Source organism: Polaribacter atrinae (assembly GCF_038023995.1).
GTDB classification, from domain to species: domain Bacteria; phylum Bacteroidota; class Bacteroidia; order Flavobacteriales; family Flavobacteriaceae; genus Polaribacter; species Polaribacter atrinae.
Window position 1 is genome coordinate 3,683,589 of the sequence record NZ_CP150660.1, and the last position, 19,888, is coordinate 3,703,476.

20 protein-coding genes are annotated in these 19,888 nt (G+C 30.4%); 5 read left to right on the top strand and 15 right to left on the bottom strand.

Annotated features, from left to right (window positions below):
- Window positions 1-19: 19 nt before the first annotated feature.
- From WG945_RS16060 to WG945_RS16070, 3 genes are read right to left on the bottom strand one after another with little or no spacing between them, the layout of a single operon-like run.
- Window positions 20-814 (bottom strand): hypothetical protein, encoded by a 795-nt coding sequence (locus WG945_RS16060; RefSeq protein WP_068449921.1) that lies wholly within the window; start codon window positions 812-814, stop codon window positions 20-22.
- Between the two features lie 11 nt (window positions 815-825).
- Window positions 826-1,638, bottom strand: coding sequence for a hypothetical protein (locus WG945_RS16065; protein WP_068449922.1), 813 nt, complete (start codon window positions 1,636-1,638; stop codon window positions 826-828).
- Between the two features lie 9 nt (window positions 1,639-1,647).
- Window positions 1,648-2,430: a carboxypeptidase-like regulatory domain-containing protein gene (locus WG945_RS16070; RefSeq protein WP_068449923.1), complete on the bottom strand. Its 783-nt coding sequence runs from the start codon at window positions 2,428-2,430 to the stop codon at window positions 1,648-1,650.
- A gap of 93 nt (window positions 2,431-2,523) precedes the next feature.
- On the opposite strand from WG945_RS16070, the gene pepE reads away from it, so the two are divergent.
- Window positions 2,524-3,225, top strand: a complete 702-nt coding sequence (pepE, locus tag WG945_RS16075) for a dipeptidase PepE (protein ID WP_068449924.1) — start codon at window positions 2,524-2,526, stop codon at window positions 3,223-3,225.
- A 3-nt stretch (window positions 3,226-3,228) separates the two neighbouring features.
- Here the strand turns inward: pepE and WG945_RS16080 are convergent, their stop codons facing one another.
- The 8 genes from WG945_RS16080 to tpx all read right to left on the bottom strand — a co-directional run bounded on the left by WG945_RS16080 (window position 3,229) and on the right by tpx (window position 11,552).
- Window positions 3,229-3,963 (bottom strand): SDR family oxidoreductase, encoded by a 735-nt coding sequence (locus WG945_RS16080; protein WP_068449925.1) that lies wholly within the window; start codon window positions 3,961-3,963, stop codon window positions 3,229-3,231.
- A 53-nt stretch (window positions 3,964-4,016) separates the two neighbouring features.
- The gene (locus WG945_RS16085) at window positions 4,017-4,619 is read right to left on the bottom strand and encodes a TetR/AcrR family transcriptional regulator (RefSeq protein ID WP_068449926.1); all 603 of its coding nucleotides are present in this window, start codon (window positions 4,617-4,619) and stop codon (window positions 4,017-4,019) included.
- 158 nt (window positions 4,620-4,777) lie between these two features.
- Entirely contained in the window at window positions 4,778-5,923 is a 1,146-nt protein-coding gene (gene ribB / locus WG945_RS16090; protein WP_068449927.1) for a 3,4-dihydroxy-2-butanone-4-phosphate synthase, read from the bottom strand.
- Window positions 5,924-5,929: 6 nt separating this feature from the next.
- Window positions 5,930-7,393 carry an LptF/LptG family permease gene (locus tag WG945_RS16095; protein ID WP_068449928.1) on the bottom strand — a complete coding sequence of 488 codons (1,464 nt, stop codon included), beginning with the start codon at window positions 7,391-7,393 and terminating at the stop codon, window positions 5,930-5,932.
- A 62-nt stretch (window positions 7,394-7,455) separates the two neighbouring features.
- Complete coding sequence (locus tag WG945_RS16100; RefSeq protein ID WP_068449929.1) at window positions 7,456-8,112, bottom strand: LolA family protein; 657 nt, start codon at window positions 8,110-8,112, stop codon at window positions 7,456-7,458.
- Between the two features lie 37 nt (window positions 8,113-8,149).
- Window positions 8,150-10,627, bottom strand: coding sequence for an FtsK/SpoIIIE family DNA translocase (locus WG945_RS16105; protein ID WP_068449930.1), 2,478 nt, complete (start codon window positions 10,625-10,627; stop codon window positions 8,150-8,152).
- A 43-nt stretch (window positions 10,628-10,670) separates the two neighbouring features.
- Complete coding sequence (locus WG945_RS16110) at window positions 10,671-11,051, bottom strand: diacylglycerol kinase family protein (RefSeq protein WP_068449931.1); 381 nt, start codon at window positions 11,049-11,051, stop codon at window positions 10,671-10,673.
- Between the two features lie 3 nt (window positions 11,052-11,054).
- Window positions 11,055-11,552, bottom strand: a complete 498-nt coding sequence (gene tpx / locus WG945_RS16115; RefSeq protein ID WP_068449932.1) for a thiol peroxidase — start codon at window positions 11,550-11,552, stop codon at window positions 11,055-11,057.
- A gap of 160 nt (window positions 11,553-11,712) precedes the next feature.
- Here tpx and WG945_RS16120 point away from each other — a divergent pair, with 160 nt between their 5' ends.
- From WG945_RS16120 to WG945_RS16135, 4 genes are all read left to right on the top strand, one after another.
- Complete coding sequence (locus WG945_RS16120) at window positions 11,713-12,282, top strand: fasciclin domain-containing protein (RefSeq protein WP_068449933.1); 570 nt, start codon at window positions 11,713-11,715, stop codon at window positions 12,280-12,282.
- Window positions 12,283-12,415: 133 nt separating this feature from the next.
- Complete coding sequence (locus tag WG945_RS16125) at window positions 12,416-13,792, top strand: MATE family efflux transporter (protein WP_068449934.1); 1,377 nt, start codon at window positions 12,416-12,418, stop codon at window positions 13,790-13,792.
- A 91-nt stretch (window positions 13,793-13,883) separates the two neighbouring features.
- Window positions 13,884-14,108 carry a hypothetical protein gene (locus WG945_RS16130; protein ID WP_068449935.1) on the top strand — a complete coding sequence of 75 codons (225 nt, stop codon included), beginning with the start codon at window positions 13,884-13,886 and terminating at the stop codon, window positions 14,106-14,108.
- 368 nt (window positions 14,109-14,476) lie between these two features.
- Window positions 14,477-16,627, top strand: coding sequence for a S46 family peptidase (locus WG945_RS16135; RefSeq protein WP_068449936.1), 2,151 nt, complete (start codon window positions 14,477-14,479; stop codon window positions 16,625-16,627).
- Between the two features lie 231 nt (window positions 16,628-16,858).
- Here WG945_RS16135 and WG945_RS16140 read toward each other — a convergent pair whose 3' ends face one another.
- The 4 genes from WG945_RS16140 to WG945_RS16155 all read right to left on the bottom strand — a co-directional run bounded on the left by WG945_RS16140 (window position 16,859) and on the right by WG945_RS16155 (window position 19,767).
- The gene (locus WG945_RS16140) at window positions 16,859-17,494 is read right to left on the bottom strand and encodes a toxin-antitoxin system YwqK family antitoxin (RefSeq protein WP_068449937.1); all 636 of its coding nucleotides are present in this window, start codon (window positions 17,492-17,494) and stop codon (window positions 16,859-16,861) included.
- A 121-nt stretch (window positions 17,495-17,615) separates the two neighbouring features.
- Window positions 17,616-18,062, bottom strand: a complete 447-nt coding sequence (locus WG945_RS16145; RefSeq protein ID WP_068449938.1) for a UPF0158 family protein — start codon at window positions 18,060-18,062, stop codon at window positions 17,616-17,618.
- A complete protein-coding gene (locus tag WG945_RS16150) occupies window positions 18,055-18,399 on the bottom strand; it encodes a DUF3024 domain-containing protein (RefSeq protein ID WP_068449939.1) in 345 nt (114 codons plus the stop codon). Before WG945_RS16150 ends, WG945_RS16145 begins: the two co-directional genes overlap by 8 nt.
- A gap of 435 nt (window positions 18,400-18,834) precedes the next feature.
- Window positions 18,835-19,767 (bottom strand): peptidylprolyl isomerase, encoded by a 933-nt coding sequence (locus WG945_RS16155; RefSeq protein WP_068449940.1) that lies wholly within the window; start codon window positions 19,765-19,767, stop codon window positions 18,835-18,837.
- Window positions 19,768-19,888: the final 121 nt, after the last annotated feature.

Here is a 19,888-nt window from a genome sequence, read left to right on the forward strand (position 1 = left end):
AAACGATTATTTTGCCAATTTACTCTTTTTTTATGATTTTTAAATATTGCACACTTTCTTTCTGAAATATTTTTATGAGTTCTAAAACCTTTCCTTCTTTATGAAGATCTTCAATACCTAAAGGGTTGCAGTATTCTAAAAAGTGAAAATAATTGTCTTTTGGAATCTCTAATTCCTCAAAGAAGAATTGTTCTCCAAGTTCTGATAGTATTTTATCCGGAACTTCTTTTTTTCGGTTTAACTCTTTACGTAATATTAGGTCTTTGTATTTAAAAGGAATTGAAGCGCTGCCGCCGCCACCTCCAAACGAATTTGCAACCGTGCTAACAATTGGAGGTTTCATTCTTATGTTCGCATCAATTCTTGTGTCTACTAGTTTAAAATCGACTTTAGAAAAATCTAAGGTTTTTTGTAACAAAGAATCTTTTCTATCTGTTGGTACTTCTTTTATATCGACTCCTAATCTTCCTATTAAATGATGTTTTTTTAATTCGAATTCATCTAAAACAAACGTATTTGTTCCCAATCTAATGGTAATAAATTTATTATTGATAATTTCTTTGCTTATTCTAAGTTTTCTGGTAATGTGCTGTACAGACGAAATTTGTAAAGAATCTCCTTCTTTAACATAGATTCTAAACAGTCCATCATCCGAAGAAAAAGTACCTTTATTAGTCTTTAGGTTGATGATGTTCACGTTTTTGACAGTACCTAAAGAGTCTACAACTTTACCAGAAATTAAGGTTTGCCTTTCTTGTGATAAAGTGGTATATGTTATAAAAAACAATAAAAATTGAAGTAAATTTTTTTCCATCCACGCCTGTTTTATTCTTCTTTTATGATTTCTAAATAGGGGATACTTTCTTTTTGAAATATTTCTATAAGTTTTAAAACTTTATTTTCGTTATATATTTTATCGAGATCTAAATAATCACAATAATCTAAAAAATGATAATACTTTTCCTTAGGGATTTTTAATTTTTCAAAGAAAAAATCTTCACCAAGTTCTAATAATATTTTGTTTCCAAATGCTTTTTTACGGTCTAACTTTTCATCAAGTAATCTTGATTTTTCGAATTTTTTAGAAGAAAAAAGTCCACCTATTAGTCCTGCTGCATCAATTCCTGAATAAGAATTAGCAACCGTATTTACTACTTTAGATTTTGCTATGTCATTTGCATCAATCCTATGGTCTTTTATAGAAAAATCTACGTTAGAAAAATCCATGTTACTTTTTAACAACGCAAATTTTTCATCAGTTGGTATGTTTTTAACGTCTACGGCTAACTTACCAACTAAATTATGTCTTTTTAATTCGAACTCATCTAAAACATAGGTATTGGGTTTTAGAACAACAATAAGTGCTTTATGTGCTATAATTTCTTTGGTAATCTTTATTTTTTGTGTGATGTGTTGTATCGATGAAACCCTTAAAGTGTCTCCTTTTGAAGCATAGATCTCAAACTTACCTGAATCAGAAGAAAATGTACCTTGATTGGTATTTAGATTGATAATATTGGCGTTTTTTACAATGCCAAGAGAATCTAAAACTCTACTAGAAATTAAAGTCCCATTATTTTGAGACAAAGAGGGGAGTGTTATGATAAATAAGAAAATAGTAAGTAGTTTTTTTTCCATTCAATAAGGTTATTGGTTTGTTAAATAAAGTTCTTCCTCAACTATTCGTTTAGGAAATAGTTTACTTTCTCTCATTAATAACTGAAGCACATCTAATTTATTTTCTCTCTTAAATACTCGAATGATATTTTTATCAATACAGTCATTTAAAAACTGATTGATATAGATTTTTTCAATTTTTAAGTCTGTGATAAAAAAGTCATCCGTAAAATAGTCTCTTACTTTTTTAAGTTCCGTATCTTCTAAAGCCATTTCCTTTAGTTGCTTTTCCCTTTTTGCATTTCCGTTTAATATATTTATTAAATTGTCTAAATTAACAGAGGCTCCAGATTGAAATTTTACGATAGATTTATCTTCCTTTGCTTTTACATTAGCATAAGGTAAATTTAAGGATGTTGCGTCTACGACGATACCATTATTAGGCAGTATTTCTGGATCTTGGTAAAAAATACTACGTTGTTTCTCTAATACCATTTCTTTTAAAACAACTGTTTCTTCTTCTAATGGAATGCTTATTTTTTTAGTTAAAAGCATTTTGTCTGTAATAACAATATGCTTGTCTATATATTTTAAATGAGAGTAATATAAAGTATCACCTTTTTTAACTGGTATTTCAAAAAAACCTTTGGTATTGGTAATCGTACCAACACTTGTATTTTGGTTAATGATATGAACATCTGGAACAGACAAACTATCTAAAACAGTTTTACCAGTTAGGTTAGTTCTTTTTTCTTGAGCTTCTAAGGATAGAAAACTTATAAAAAAGGCAAGAAAAGTAATCGCTTTTGACATTATTACAAAGTAAAGAGGTAGGTGTCTTAAAACTCTATTAAGAGAATTGTAAACTTGTGTTAAAAAGAAGGGATAAATTGTTATTTTTGAAGTATGAAAAAAATGATTATTGCAAGTACATCAACTGTACACGGAAGTAGCTATTTAGAATATTTATTACCCACTTTACAATTACATTTTAAAGGAGTTAAACAAATTGTATTTATTCCGTATGCAAGACCTAGTGGAATTACTTATGATGGTTATACTGCAATTGTAAAAAAAGCTTTTTCAAATATTAATATCGATGTAAAAGGAATCCATGAGTTTGACAATGCTAAAGAAGCAATTGGGACTTCTGAAGCTATTTTTACTGGAGGAGGAAATACTTTTGAGTTGGTCAATCAATTATATAAAAACGATATTTTATCAATTTTAAAAGAAGTAATTGCCAAAGGTACACCTTATCTTGGTACAAGTGCCGGAAGTAACATTTGTGGTGTAAACATGAAGAATACCAATGATATGCCAATTGTGTATCCACCTAGTTTTACAACTTTAGGTTGTATTCCTTTTAATATAAATGCGCATTATTTAGATCCTATTGAAGGTTCTACTCACATGGGAGAAACAAGAGAAACACGTATAAAAGAGTTTCATGTTTTTAATGAAACTGCAGTTTTAGGTCTACGAGAAGGAAGTTGGTTAGAAGTTAATAATGATGATATCTTTTTAAGAGGTAAATTGACTGCCCGTTTGTTTGAACAAAATAAGCAGCCAATAGAATTAAAAAGTGGGGGATTAATCAAATTTTAAATGCTATACCATAGCGTCGTTTGCGCCTATAATCTGACCGGAAATCCATTTAGATTCATCACTCGCTAAAAATAGAGCAACTTTAGCAATGTCAATTGGTTTTGCCAATCTGTTAAAAGCGTTCATTGCACTTAATTGTTCTATAAATTCAGGAGATTTTCCAGTTAAAAACAATTCTGTTTCAGTTGGTCCAGGAGCTAATGCGTTTACAGATATTCCTCTGCCAACCTCTTTAGAGAACACACGTGTTATTTGTTCTACAGCAGCTTTTGTTGCAGAATAAATGGAGTATGTAGGTAACATTAATTTCACTGTACTAGAAGAAATATTAATGATGTTTCCGTTATCAGCAAGTTTACTTTCTGCTTCTTGTAAAGTATTATAGAGGCCTTTTACATTTACGTTAAAGTGGGTGTCAAAATCTTGTTCTGTAATGTCTTTTAATTTTTTAGAAGTCATAACCCCTGCATTGTTTACAAGAATATCTATTTTACCGAAAGTCTCAATGGTTTTGTCAAATAGATGCGTAACTTCTTTTCTTTTACTAATGTCTGCTTTTATTGCTATAGCTTCTCCACCGTTTGTAATTATGGTATGAACGGTCTTGTTTGCTTCCTCTTCACTATTAGAATAATTAACAATTACTTTTGCTTTATTTTCTGCAAATAATAAGGCCATCTCTTTTCCTATTCCTTTAGAAGAACCTGTTATAATAACTACCTTGTTTTTTAGTTTCATTTTTTAGTTTTTTAATAAAGATACTATGTAGTATGTTTTTGTGTGAAAAAAAATCATGCTTTTATATGATTGATGTATGTTGATAAACCTAACATAAATTGATCAATAATTTCGTCATTTTCATATAGTTTTCGAATTCCTCGGATGCCTTCAAAAGAGCTGATTAAATAGATTGCGGTAGATTTATTAGATATAGATTGATTGATAGAATTATCTTTTTTACCTCTTTCTATTAGCTGAATTAAGGCTGATTTCCATTCTTCAATAATATTTTTTAATGCAATTTGATAGACTTTCTCGGTGTCTCCAAGTTCATTTATAAAATTATTCATTGGGCAACCAGATTGCTTTTCTTGTATAGGAAAAGATTTAATTCTGTCTATAAAAGTAGATTTTAATATTTCTATTACATTACCCGAATTGTAGAGTGGAGAAATCATTGCATCATAAACTCTTTGTTGAATTTTTAGTTTAATAACAGCAAGACCTAATTCTTTTTTGTTTTTGTAATGGTGGTAAAAAGCTCCTTTAGTAAGCTGTGTTTTTACCATTATTTTATCTACACTAGTTGCTTTAAAACCGTCTTTATAAAATAATTTAAAGGATTCATTAAGAATCAGTTCCTTGGTAAATTCTGACTTTTGTTTCTGTAACATAAATCAAAGTTAATAAAAAATACCAAGTAGTATGTTTTATTAACTTTAATTAACACTTAACTTATTTTAATGGAAATCAAATATCCTCTAGGTTGCGCCTAGAGGATATTTGATTTCAAAATAAAAAATGTTGATTTTTATAATAGGCTATAAGGTTATTAGTACCCTACGTAATCTACAATTTCTAACCCATAACCAATCATACCAACACGTTTTGTTTGTTGTGTATTTGTTATTAATTTTAATTGACGGATGTTTAAATCGTGTAATATTTGTGCTCCAATTCCAAAATCTTTGTTATCCATTTTAATTGCAGGAGCTTTAATATTTCCGTTTTTTTGGTTCTCTTTTAAAACAGCCAATCTGGTTAATAGGTTCTGAGATTGATTTTGTTGATTTACAAATATAATAGCACCTTTACCTTCGTCATTTATCACCCTAAACATTTGGTCTAGTTTCTTGTCTGCATTGTTTGTTAACGTACCTAAAATATCATTATTTACTAAAGTAGAGTTTACTCTTGTTAAAATAGGTTCGTCTTTAGACCAAGAACCTTTTGTTAAGGCAATATGTACTTGGTTGTTGGTAGTTTGTTGGTATGCTCTTAATCTAAAATCGCCAAATCTTGTTTGTAAATTAAAATCTTCTTTTATTTCAATTAAAGAATCATGCTCCATTCTGTAAGCAACTAAATCTTCTATAGAAACAATTTTAATATCAAACTTTTTAGCAACTTCTAATAGTTGAGGTAAACGAGCCATGGTACCATCTTCGTTCATAATCTCAACAATAACACCTGCTGGTTGTAACCCTGCTAAACGAGCAAAATCTATAGCAGCTTCTGTATGTCCTGTTCTTCTTAAAACACCACCTTCTTTAGCTATTAGAGGAAAAACATGTCCTGGTCTTGCTAAGTCAAAAGATTTAGTGTCTTTATCTACCAATGCTTTTATGGTTAAAGCTCTGTCTCCTGCAGAAATACCTGTGGTAACTCCTTTACCACGTAAATCTACAGAAACAGTAAAAGCTGTTTCCATTGGATCTGTGTTGTTATTAACCATAACGTGTAAGTCTAATTCTTTACAACGTGTTTCTGTTAATGGAGCACAAATTAAGCCTCTACCATGTGTTGCCATGAAATTAATCATTTCAGGAGTTACTTTTTCTGCTGCAGCTAAAAAATCACCTTCATTTTCCCTGTTTTCATCATCAACAACAATAATAATTTTACCGTTTCTTATGTCTTCAATTGCTGCTGAAATTGAATTTAATTCTGTACTTTTTTTAGTGTCTTGAACAGTCATAATATGTTATGCTTCTTTTTTTGAAAATATTTTTTGAAAAAAATTGATAATCGGTTGCGTTATGGCATCCATATTAAAAATCCCTTTGTCTTTTGTTGCTCTTCTTGTTAAAATAATACCTATTGGAACCATTATAAAAGCAGATACCCAAGAACCTAAAAAGGAGGTTATAGTGCTTTCTTCTGCTAAATTTTTACCAAAAGTATTACTAAAAAAGTAGGTTACATATATGGCAATAGCTAAGATCATAGGCAAACCAAAACCACCTTTTCTAATAATTGAACCTAATGGTGCTCCAATAAAAAAGAGAATTAAACAAGATAACGAAAATGAAATTCTATTATAATATTCAGTGTCGAAAAAGTTTAAGTTTTTTCTTTTGTATTTAATAGATGTTTGGTTGTTTTTTATAGAGCTTAAAGTACGTTCTGTTTTTGTGGTTGCAGAGTTTAGAATATTGATTTTAGATTTTAAATCAAAATTCTCCAATACATCAATATCAATGTTTTCAGACTTTAAAGAGTCTGGATACTTGTATAAATCTTTAGCTACCACAGTGGCATATAAGTTCTTAGATTTTAGTAATAAAGCTTCATCATAACTTGCTTTTAAATCGGGAATTGTATCACCTAATTGATTTAAACTAAGCATCATAAAGTTTTTGGTGTGATCTGTTTTACTTAAATCACCATCTCCAGTAACAGAAGACATATCAATGTTAAATTCGTATTCTTTAAAGGTAGCGTTTGATGCCGCCATTTTTTTTCTTTGTAAATTCGTTTTGGCCGTTTTTACGTGTTCTTGATAGTAATAACCATCATAAAGAATAAAAGTCATATAACGACTTCCTTCTTCAGAGATAATCTTACCTCTTTCTGCGGTAATTACCTTTTGGTTCCCTTTTCCAGCTGTTAAATCGTAGATTAATACTTTTTTTAATAAACTTACTTCTTTTCCGTTTTTACCTTCTTCGTCAAATTTTTCATCAAATTTAATTTGAAAACCAGGTAAATCACTATTAAAACTTCCTGCGACTAATGCAAGTGCTGGTTGTTTCTTTTTTATATTTAAATATAAATTCTTCTGCTTTAAAACCGCATAAGGATAAATATTGTTTAAAAATAAAAAGTTAATTCCACTAAGAATTAGAGTTAAGTAAACTAAAGGTCTAACCAAACGTTGTAAGGAAATACCTGCAGATTTTGCTGCTGCAAATTCGTAGTTTTCACCTAAGGTACCCAATGCCATTATAGAAGATAAAAGAACTCCAATAGGCAATGCTTGTGGTGTAATAATTAAGGTAGAGTAGTATAAGAATTTTAATATAAAAGGCAAGCTAATTCCTTTACCTGCAATGTTTTCGAAGGTTTGCCATAATACTTGCATCACCAAAACAAAAAGCACGATTAGAAATGTAGCTATAAAAGGAACTAAAAAGGTTTTTAGGATGTATCTATCTAAAATTTTCATCTAGGCAAAAGTAGTTTCTTATGATGAAATAAGCTACTAAATTTCTGTTAATTGGAAAATTATTAATCTATTGAGAAGTTTAACTTTTTGTATTTAGCTTCATCAAATGAGAAATGATTATTTGGTAAGGTTTGATTGCTTTTAAATTCAGTAATTGTAAAGGTTGTTTTAGAACCATTAGAACCTGTTTGAATTAACTTATAAATATGCTTTGTCTTTGCATCAATCGCTAATTCTACTTTTACAATATCAGATGCGCTATCTATTGGGCTTAAGGTAACTAATTGTATATTTCTACCTTTTAAGTTTTTTAAATCTCCCATTTCAAAATTATAACCTTCTTTGTAAAAAGTTAATAATTTAGAAGGATAAATAAAACCGTCATCACCACTCATATCTCCATCTGTAACTGTAATTTCTTTTTCGTCATTATTAATTACATATAATTTTTTACCATCAAAAATAAATTGATTCCCTAAGTAATTAAGGCTGTATTTTTCTCCGGATAACGTGATTTTCCCTCTAATTGGTGGCTCATCACCTTCCATTATACCTGCGTCTTCATTACTTAAGGTTTGACTAAAACTTATAGACATATTTTTATAAGCTCCCATTGTTGTAGAAACTTCATCTAAAAGAGATTTTGCTTTTTCTGCATTTTGTGAAAAAGTGATCGTTGTTAAAAATAAACTTAAAAATAAAATTGTTATTTTTTTCATAATTATAATTCTTGTCATCTCGATTTCTGTAGAGATACTATTGGTTTTTTTCGTTTTCTAATAATTGTTCTAGGGCTATAAAATCTGGAACTAAAACTTGTCTTGCTTTACTACCTTCAAAACCACCAACAATACCAGCAGCTTCTAACTGATCTATTAATCTACCAGCTCTATTATAACCTAATTTTAATTTTCTTTGCAATAGAGATGCAGATCCTTGTTGTGCTGTAACAATAATTTCTGCAGCATCTTTAAAGAGTTTGTCTCTATCGGAAATATCTATATCAAGACTCGTGCCACTCTCATCATCTACATACTCTGGTAATTGATATGCTTCTGCATAGGCTTTTTGAGAACCAATAAAATCTGTAATTTTTTCTACTTCTGGTGTGTCTACAAAGGCACATTGTATTCTGCTAAGGTTGTTACCTGCAGTGTACAATAAATCTCCACGTCCTATTAATTGATCTGCACCACCAGCATCTAATATCGTTCTAGAGTCAATTTTAGAAGTAACTCTAAAAGCAATTCTTGCAGGGAAATTGGCTTTAATAATACCGGTAATAACGTTTACAGAAGGTCTTTGTGTTGCTACAATTAAGTGAATACCAATAGCTCTTGCAAGTTGTGCTAAACGTGCAATTGGTGTTTCTACTTCTTTACCAGCAGTCATAATTAAATCTGCAAATTCATCAATAACCAAAACAATATAAGGTAAAAATTGATGTCCCTCATTAGGGTTTAATTTACGTTGTTTAAACTTAACATTGTATTCTTTAATATTACGTACCATTGCTGCTTTTAGCAAGTCGTAACGATTATCCATTTCTATACACAACGAGTTTAAAGTATGCACCACTTTTGTAGTATCCGTAATAATTGCTTCTTCTACATCTGGTAATTTTGCTAAATAATGACGCTCTATTTTGTTAAACAAAGTAAGTTCTACTTTCTTTGGATCTACTAAAATAAACTTTACTTCTGCAGGATGTTTTTTATATAAAAGTGATGTCAATACCGCATTTAAACCAACAGACTTTCCTTGACCCGTTGCACCTGCCATTAATAAGTGAGGCATTTTAGCTAAATCTACCACAAAAGTTTCATTAGAAATGGTTTTACCTAAAGCAATAGGTAATTCCATTGTAGATTCTTGGAATTTCTTCGAAGAAATTACAGAATGCATAGAAACAATGGTCGATTTTTTATTAGGTACCTCTATACCAATAGTTCCTTTACCAGGGATAGGAGCAATAATTCTAATTCCTAATGCAGATAAAGAAAGGGCAATATCATCTTCTAAATTTTTAATTTTAGAAATTCTAATTCCGGCTTCTGGTACAATCTCATACAAAGTAATTGTTGGACCTACAGTTGCTTTTATTTCTGCAATACCAATTTTGTAGTTCTTTAAGGTTTCTACAATTCGGTCTTTATTTGCTTCTAATTCTTCTGGATCTATAGAAATAGATTCATTATATTGTTTTAAAAGATTAAAAGTTGGGAACTTAAAATTCCCTAATTCTAGAGTAGGATCGAACTCACCAAAATCTTTTACCAATTGATTGGATAAGTTTTCTGTAGAATGTTCTTCTTCTCGACCGATGGCAACATCAATCTCAACTTCCATTTCTACTTCTTGCTCTTCTTCTTTAGGTATTTCTGTTTTTAATACAGGTCCCGACGTTTTATCAACATTTAAAGATATTTCTTCTTTTTTAGCAGTTACATCAGAATATTTAGAAATCGTTGGTTGTTGTTTTTCTAATGATAATTCTACTACAGATTTTTCTTTTTGATCTGTTTTTAAAGGTACTGTTTCTATTTTTTCTGTGGTTTTATCAGGTGGTGTAACTATTTCTTGTGCTGTTTTGCTTAGAACTTGTTCTTCTGCTTTTCTAGCTTCTCTTTCTTCTCTTTTTATTTTTAAGGTTTCTATGTGTTTATCAAAAGTAACTTTATAACGTAAAACTAAATAAGCAATTAAAAAGAACGTTAAAAGTATTACTAAGCCAGTTTTACCAATAAAGGCCTGTAAAAATTCATTAATTTCAAAACCGACAACGCCAGATAGTAATGCATATTTGTTATATACAAATCCTAAAGATATAGAAATCCAGATCATGGCTAATAGAGACCAGTTCCAAGAAATTATTAGTGAAGAGAATTTCTTTTTAAAAAGGATGTACCAACCTGTTAATAGTATTTGATACGCTAGTATAAATGCCGCTATACCAACTCCTGTATAAATAAAAAAGTGACTTAAATTAGCGCCAATTTTCCCTAATAAATTTTTACTTCTAACCGTTTTATCTGCAAATTCTGTAAGTATGCTTTGATCTTCTTGCCAATTAAAGAAAAACGAAATAAAGGCAATACAAAGAAAAGCAGAAAATAAAATTAAGAAAGATCCTAAAATTGTCTTTGCCTGTCTTGTTTTTAAATATGCAAAAATACTCGGTTTCTTATCCGAAGAATTTAAGGGCGTTTTTGTACTTGTTCTTCTCTTGGCCATTAATAATTTTTGGTCGTTTTTAGCAGTAAATATAAAAATTCACCTAAAATAATAAAGCTATTTTAGGGATGTATATAAAACCTGCAATAATTAATGAAGTAAAAGCTGCAAAACTTGGTGCGCCTGCAGCTATATCTTTAATAAAACCTATTTTCTTGTGATATTCTGGATGTACAAAATCTGCTATTTTTTCTATAGCTGTGTTTAGAGCTTCTGCCACTAAAACGAGGCCAATAACTATAAACTGAAACATCCATTCTATATTAGAAATATTAAAATAAAAACCTAAAATAGTAGCAAGTACAGCAATAAAAAGTTGTGCTTTTATACTGTCTTCCGTAGTCATTAAAAGCCACATACCTCTTAGTGCAAACTTAAAACTACGAAGTCTTCCTCTTAAAAAGCTATCATTAGGATTCTTCATAAATTAAATAGCGTTTAAAGCAGCTGTATAATTAGGTTCGTCAACAATTTCAGACACTTGTTCTGTATAAATAATATCTCCGTTTTCATCGATAATAACAATAGATCTAGAGTGTAAATGTGCTAAAGGACCATCTGCAATTTCTAATTCGTAAGATTTTCCGAAGTTACCATCAGCAAAATCAGATAACATTACTACATTATCAATACCTTCTGCACCACAAAAACGAGCTTGCGCAAATGGTAAATCTTTAGAAATACATAAAACAACTGTGTTTTCTAAATCTGCAGCTTTTTTGTTAAATTCTCTAACAGAAGTAGCACAAGTACCTGTATCTACACTTGGAAAAATATTTAAAATTACTTTTTTACCAGAAAAATCTGATAAACTTTTTTGAGATAAATCTACCGCAGTTAGTTTAAAATCAGCAGCTTTTGTTCCTGTTTTAGGTAAGTTACCTATTGTATTTATTGCGTTTCCTTTTAATGTGATATTTGCCATTTTAGTATGTTTTTTAGAACTTCAAAAGTAATGATAATTAAATTATTTATGGAAATATTCTGGTGATTCATTTTAGTTTTAAATTTATTTTAAAACCGTATGTCAATAAATCTCGTAGATATGTTGAACACAAATTATTATTAATTTTAAATATCAAATTATGAAAACCTTAAATTTTTTTAAAGTAACAGTTTTAATGCTTAGTTTAGTAATTAGTCAAAATTTTAGTGCGCAAGAAAAAACAAAAATGGTGGGTGGTGCCGAAATGTATCCTTCTAAAAATATTGTAGAAAATGCAGTAAACTCTAAAGACCATACTACGTTAGTAGCAGCCGTAAAAGCAGCAGAATTAGTAGACGTATTAACTAGTGAAGGACCTTTTACTGTCTTTGCGCCAACAAATAAAGGGTTTGATATGTTACCAGAAGGTACAGTGAGCACCTTATTTATGGCAGAAAATAAAACGAAATTACAAACAATTTTAAAATACCATGTTGTTGCAGGTAATTGGAATGCAAAAGAAATTGTTACATTAATTAAAAAAGGAAATGGTAAAGCTGTTATTGAAACAGTAAGCGGAGGAATCATTACTGCTTGGATGAAAGGAAAAAATGTTTATATTTCTGATGAAAACGGAGGTAAAGCAAAAGTTACTATTGCAGATGTTAATCAATCTAACGGAGTTATTCATGTTATAGATGCTGTTTTATTACCGAAACCAGCAATGTAGAAAAACGATCGTTTTTAGTATTAAAAATCCACTTTTAGAAAAGTGGATTTTTTGTGTTTTTATTTTATAGAATAGCGACTATTTATTCTAATAACAAGTTGTATTTTTGCACTCCGTAAAAAGAACAATAGACGTGAATATTTCTCAATATACATCAGAATTTAAATACAATTGGAAACTTGCAGCACCAGTAATGTTAGGTATGCTAGGGCATACATTTGTAAGTTTTATAGATAATATTATGGTTGGCCAAATGGGGACAGCAGAGTTAGCTGCAGTTTCTTTGGGAAATAGTTTTATGTTTATAGCCATGTCTATAGGTATCGGTTTCTCTACGGCTATTACACCTTTAATTGCAGAGGCAGATTCATCAGATAATTTAAAACAAGCAAGAGCTACTTATAAAAGTGGCTTGTTTTTATGTACAACATTAGGTATCATATTATTTTCTGGAGTTTATTTTTCAAAACCTTTAATGTATTTAATGAAACAGCCAAAAGAGGTGGTAGAATTGGCAATTCCGTATTTAGATTTGGTGGCTTTTTCTTTAATTCCTTTGGTTATATTTCAAGCAATAAAGCAATTTAGTGATGGTATGTCTATGACAAAATATCCTATGTATGCAGCTCTAATTGCAAATGTTATAAATATTGTTTTAAACTATTTATTGATTTTTGGGAAATTTGGTTTTCCAGAAATGGGAATTATTGGTGCTGCTTATGGTACATTAATTTCTAGAATTATAATGGTTATTTATTTGTGGTTATTACTTCGTTATAAAGAAAGATCTGCACAAATAGTAAGAAATATAAAATTCTTTGTTTTAGATGTTTTAACCATAAAAAAAATCGTCAATTTAGGTTCTTTAAGTGCGATGCAAATGCTTTTTGAAGTCGCTATTTTTACAGCAGCAGTTTGGTTAAGTGGTTTGTTGGGAAAAAATCCTCAGGCGGCAAATCAAATAGCATTAAACTTATCTTCTATGACATTTATGGTTGCAACAGGTTTAAGCGTTGCTGCTATGATTAGAGTTGGGAACCAAAAAGGATTACAAAATTATAAAGAATTGCGTAGAATTGCTTTTTCTATCTTTTTATTAGGCGTATTGTTGGCAATGTTCTTTGCATTACTATTCTTTGTTTTTCACAAAAGTTTACCAATGATTTACGTAGATTTAAACGATACTGCAAATTATATAGACAATATGGAGGTGGTTTCCATTGCTTCAAAATTATTATTAGCAGCAGCGTTTTTTCAAATATCAGATAGTATACAGGTTGTTTTTTTAGGAGCTTTACGTGGTTTACAGGATGTTAAGATTCCTACAATTCTTACTTTTATTTCTTATTGGGTTATTGGTTTTCCGGTTTCTTACTATTTAGGAAGTGAAGAAATGTATGGTAGTTTTGGTATTTGGCTAGGTTTATTAGCAGGTTTAACTACAGCTTCTATCTTATTATTTATAAGATTTAATTCGTTAACTTTAAAGTTGATAAAAGAGAAAAAATAATAGTGTCCTCTCGAGTGCAGACGAGAGGGTATTTATATATAAAGTTTAAATAAATTATCGACTGCGCTCGAACATACTTAAAACGATAACAATGACTTTACCTAAATTTTTATTAGCAGATAATAGTAAGTTTCCTGAAGATATTTTTGTGTTACATACAGAATTTCCTCGTTTTTTAATTAATTTAAAAGATGATGAAGTAGAATGGTTTGAAGATTTAACAGGAGAGAGTGAAGAGGATATTGCAACAGAATTAGCAGATTTAATGGATAAAGCTGGTGCTTTTTATGATGATGAAATGAAGGAATTCGATTAAGGTTCTTTAACTTGTTCTTCGTTTTTATTTATAATAAAACACTTAAAACGATCATTCAACCTTATCAATAGAATATTTATAAATAACGCTTAAAAAAGGAAAGTTAATTTCTGTTTTTTAAGCGTTTTTTTATGCCACTAAAAGTTATTTTAAATCTCTTTAATTATTCTTTTTTAGCTGTTCTAATGTTAAAAAAATGAACTTTTTTTCTATAATAAAGATCAAAAATAATTTCACGAAATAAGTTGTTGGAAATCATGTTGTTTATGCCGTGAATAGAAATAAAAATAACATATTTTAACATGTTCTCGCCTTTAAAAAGAGCCTAATTTTTAGTATTTTTATGCCCATAATTAAAACAAGATAAAATGAAAAAAATACTGATTACATTTATTGTATTTATAATGTCACTTCCGTCTGCAATGGCAAATGAAGGGATGTGGTTTTTAATGCATATAGAACGATTAAATCATCGTGATATGCAAAAAATGGGGTTACAATTAACTCCCGAAGAAATTTACAGTGTTAACAATCAAAGTTTAAAAGATGCAATAGTGCAATTTAATGGAGGTTGTACAGCAAGTATCGTTTCAGAAAGTGGATTGGTGTTAACAAACCATCATTGTGGATACAATGCGATTGCAGAATTATCTACAGCAGAACAAAATCACTTAAAAAATGGTTTTTGGGCAGGTTCTAAAGAAGAGGAATTGAAGCCAGAAAGCTTATATGTTCGCTTTTTTGTAAGAATGGATGATGTTTCTAAACGTATTTTATCATTAGTAAATGATAAAATGAGTGAAAAAGAACGTGAGGCAATCATCAATAGAGAAATTGCTAAGATTGAAAAAGAAAATAACGAAGGTGGAAAATACACGGTTTCTGTTCGTTCTTTTTATGAAGGAAATGAATTTTACTACTTTGTTTATGAGGATTATAAAGATGTTCGTTTAGTAGGTACGCCTCCAGAAAATGTTGGTAAATATGGTGGAGATACAGATAACTGGGAATGGCCAAGACATACTGGTGATTTTTCTTTATTTAGAGTTTATGCTGATGAAAATGGAGCACCAGCAGAATATTCAACAGCTAATGTGCCTTTAAAAGCAAAATATCATTTACCTGTTAATATTGATGGAGTAAAAGAAAATGATTTTGCAATGATTTTAGGATATCCTGGTAGAACTAACCGTTGGATGCCTGCACAAGGAGTAGAGCAAAACGTAAAATACGCATATCCTGCTTGGGTAGAAGGTTCTAAGTTAAGTATGGATGTTATGAGAAAATACATGGATGCAGACGAGTCTGTGAATCTAATGTATGCATCTGCTTACGCCGGTATTGCCAATTATTGGAAAAATAGAGGTGGAATGATTACTGCTTTAACAGAACATAAAACTGTAGAAAAGAAGAGTAAAGTAGAGGCGAAGTTTGCCAAATGGGCTAAGAAAAAAGACAATAAAGAAGTCTACGGAAAAGTTATTGAGAACATCAATAATTATTATAGTTTAACCAATGAAAAAACAAAACAAACCAACTACTTATTGGGGATGTTGCGTTCTAGTAAATTTGCTGTTTTATCATACAGAATTGGTGGCGCTTTAAAGCAATATACAGCTGCAAATGAAGCAGAGCGTGCAAATATGTTACCAAGATTACAAGCGCTTATAGAGAGTTCTTATAAAGATTTCTACTTGCCTTTAGAGGAAGAGGTTTTTGCAAAACAATTAGGTTTGTTAGCATCTAAATCTAATTATTCATTGCCAGAATTGGTAGCAGAAGTAGGTGGGAAAAACGATAATGATTTTTCTGCGTATGTAAAAGCTATTTTTAAGTTGAGTATGTTTACTTCTAAAGAGGGAGTAGAAGCTTATTTACAATACCCAGATGAAGCGATCTTAAATAGTGATCCTTTATTACAATTATCTAATCAGTTATTAGATAAATATAGAGAGAGTCCAGAGAGTTTAGTGCAACCAGAAAATGATTTTAAAGCATCATTTAGATTGTTAGTAAAAGGATTGCGTGAGTCAGGATTGAGTGATATTCAGTATCCTGATGCAAACTCTACATTAAGATTGTCTTACGGTAAAGTAAGAGCTTTGCCTGCGGATAAGAGAAACGATGCGAATGAAAATAATTATACTACTTTTCAGGGGATGATTAAAAAGTACAAACCAAACGATCCTGAGTTTGATTTAGACCAAAGCATGTTAGATATTTACGAAAAGAAAGATTACGGACGTTACGCAAATGAGCGTGGTCAATTGCCTGTAAACTTTTTAACGGATAACGATATTACAGGTGGTAATTCTGGTTCTCCTGTTGTAAATGGAAAAGGTGAATTAATTGGTTTGGCTTTTGATGGAAACATTGAAGCAATGGCTGGTGATGTTATTTTCGACTCAAACTTACAAAGAACTATTAATGTTGATGTTAGATATGTACTTTGGTTGATAGACAAATACTCAAACGCAAAACATATTGTAGACGAGTTGACTATTATTAGTAAAAAATAGTAAAGTCTATTTGTAGATTTTATAGTAATAAAAAAGCTCTCTGGTTTCAGAGAGCTTTTTTGTTTTAGGAATGGAAGTTTGTGAGTGGGGTTTGCTTAGGTTTTTGTGTATTGAAAGTTGCGGTTTTGTGAACGAGGAATTTCCGAAGGAAATTCAGATGTAACAAAAGTGCACTAAACTTTGATTAAGCACTAAATTACGCATTATTTTTATACGGTGTTGTAACACGTTTTAATTCCATTTTTTTTCTTTAATTAACTTTCCTTTTTTGTTCCATTCTTTCCATACTCCAATTGGAATTCCATTTATAAAATTTCTCTCACTTTTTTTCTGACCATTTTCGTACCATTCAGTCCAAATCCCACTTTCAATTCCATTTTGAAGTTTTCCTTTAAGTTTCAATTGACCGTTTTTATACTTTTTCTCAATTATTTCTATTTCTTTTACAGGTTCAATTTTCTTATTTATTTTTCTATAAAATTCATTTTCACTAAAAAGATTTTCAGGATCTGTTAATATTAATTCCGAAATTGTAAGTTTTAGTATCTTATATTTCCTCCAACTCATTGTTAATATACTATCTTTCAAATTGAATTTTACTCTTGACTTATCACCAAATTGTATGATGTCCAGATTTCCTTTTTTACCAAATTGTAAAATAATATCGGCTTCTTTTTTTTCGGTTTCTTTACTTTTTTTTCCTGAATTAATTGGTTCAGTTATTGGAGTCAGTTGTTCTCTTTCTTTTTGTTGCTTTTTAGTTTCATATGATTCCCAAGTTCCGTGCAATTGTTCAACTTTCAATTGGGCATAAATATTTTTAAATGATATTGCAAGGATTAATAATAATAAAAGCTCTTTTTTCATAATGTGTTACAACGTTTATGTGTATGAGTTGTGGCGTGTGCCGTCACGGACAATTCCAAACGATCAACTGCCTGTGGAAAATCCGCAGGATTTTCCAAGTAGGCACAGACACAGCCATAACTTATACACGGTGTTGTGCGCTGGCTTTTCCTCGGTTTAATTGCGTTTCTACTATTTTTTCTAATTCGTTTTGTTTAAAGTCAAACCAGTTTTGTCTATAATCTGAATTGTCAATTGTATTCTTAAAATTCTGAAATGGTTTTTTCCGTTCCAAGATAATTTCCAATTCTGCTTGAAATTGTTCGTTCGCAATTTGGGTAATAAAACGTTCCATAATCTTAAAAGACTCAAAACTCTCTAAAACCTCGATTTTTATAAAATCCGCTTTGTTTTTCTTTACTTTTTTCAATTCCATTCCAAAAGATTCACGAAATTCATCTTCATCAAACATTTCCCCAAAATTCGGAATTGTTATTAATTCGTTCGTTTTAGGATTGTAATAGCAGTCGTTTCCGCAATCTAATTCCTGCGCAATTTCTTTAATTATATTTTGTCTTGAATTATCCATAAAAACAACCGTGTTTATCTTCTTTGATAATATCGATAATGTTATCTAAATGAGTTGATTTTGGAAATGGTTCATAAAGTTCCCATTTTCCGCTTGCACGCATCCAATATAAATTCCATTCTTGTCTTGATTTATAAAACCTGATTTTCGCAAATTCGATATGTTGAATTTCTTTTGGATTATTCCAAACAGGACGAATTTCATAAAGTACAATTACTTTTCCGTCATAAGAATATCCGAAATCAAGTTGTGCACGAATTTCTTGATTTTCCGGACGTAATGAACTCACGTAATTTTTTATAGTCGCTTCGTTTATATCAATTGTAATGTTTTTCATTAAGTCTCAATTTTTTTCAGCTTGCGCACAACTTCTTTGTATGATAACTTTAATTACGTATATCCACTATTTAAAAAGGGATATACATAGTAATATCTTTAATTTTTTAGAAAAATTCTTTCATAGCAAATGGGAAGAATTTGGTGGTATAAATTTACAATAAATAACAAGTGTATGCTGTTTAAATGTTTAAACATTTGTTTCAACTTATTAACAAAAGTTTATATGACAGCAGCTTGTGAAAAAACGAGTTTCAGAAATTTCTTTTAAGATTCTTTATTAGTAAGTATTACTTGTTTTAGAGTTTCAGAAATCATTTTAAAAGTCAATAGGTATTAGAGAAGCATATCATAGGATAAATACTTTTTACATGCAAAAAGCTCCCTGAAATCAGAGAGCTTTTTGTAATTATATAGCTTGTAAAGAATGTTATTCTTATTTTACATCCATTAATTCTACATCAAAAATAAGTGTTGCATCTGGTGGAATTACTCCTCCTGCACCAGCAGAACCATACGCTAAATTAGATGGAATTACAAAACGAGCTTTGTCACCCACTTGTAATAATTGAATTCCTTCATCCCAACCAGAAATAACCTGACCTACACCAACATTAAAATCGATTGGTTCTTTTCTCTTGTAAGAAGAATCGAATACAGTACCGTCTAATAATTGACCTTTATAGTGTACAGAAACTCCAGCTCCTTTTGTAGCTTTCTTTCCTGTTCCTTTTTGTAAAATTTGGTAACGTAAACCACTTGCAGTTTCATCATAACCAGCAGCAACTGTATCTAACAATGCTTTTTGTTTAGCTTTTTCTTCTGCTTCACGCTTTTCTCTAGATCCTTCAAAAGTTCTAAAAGCTTCAACAGCATTAAAAGCTTCTGCTTCTGCACCAACTTTAATAATTTCTACAGTTGTTATTTCATCTCCTTGAGCAATTGCATCAACAACATCTTGTCCTTCTATTACAGAACCAAAAACAGTATGCTTACCGTCTAACCATGGAGTAGGTACGTGGGTAATATAAAACTGACTTCCGTTTGTTGCTGGACCAGAATTAGCCATCGCTAATTTTCCTGGAGCATCATGTTTTAAATCTGGGTGAAATTCATCATCAAATTTATAACCTGGGTTACCAGTTCCTGTTCCTAGAGGACAACCACCTTGTACCATAAATTCTGGAATTACTCTGTGGAATTTTAATCCATCATAATAAGGAGTTCCTTGCTCTTTTACAGCGTTTTCTAAATTTCCTTCTGTTAAAGCAACAAAATTACCAACAGTTCCAGGAGCTTTTTCGTGTTCTAATTGTACTAAAATCTCACCTTTTGGAGTGGTGAATTTTGCATAAATTCCGTTATTCATAATCTTTAATTTACTTTTTTGTTTTCTCGAGCGCAGTCGAGAGGTTTTATTCATTTATTAGTCCTCGACTGCGCTCGAACTGACATTAATTCTAATCTTGAAATGCATCAAGATTTTATTG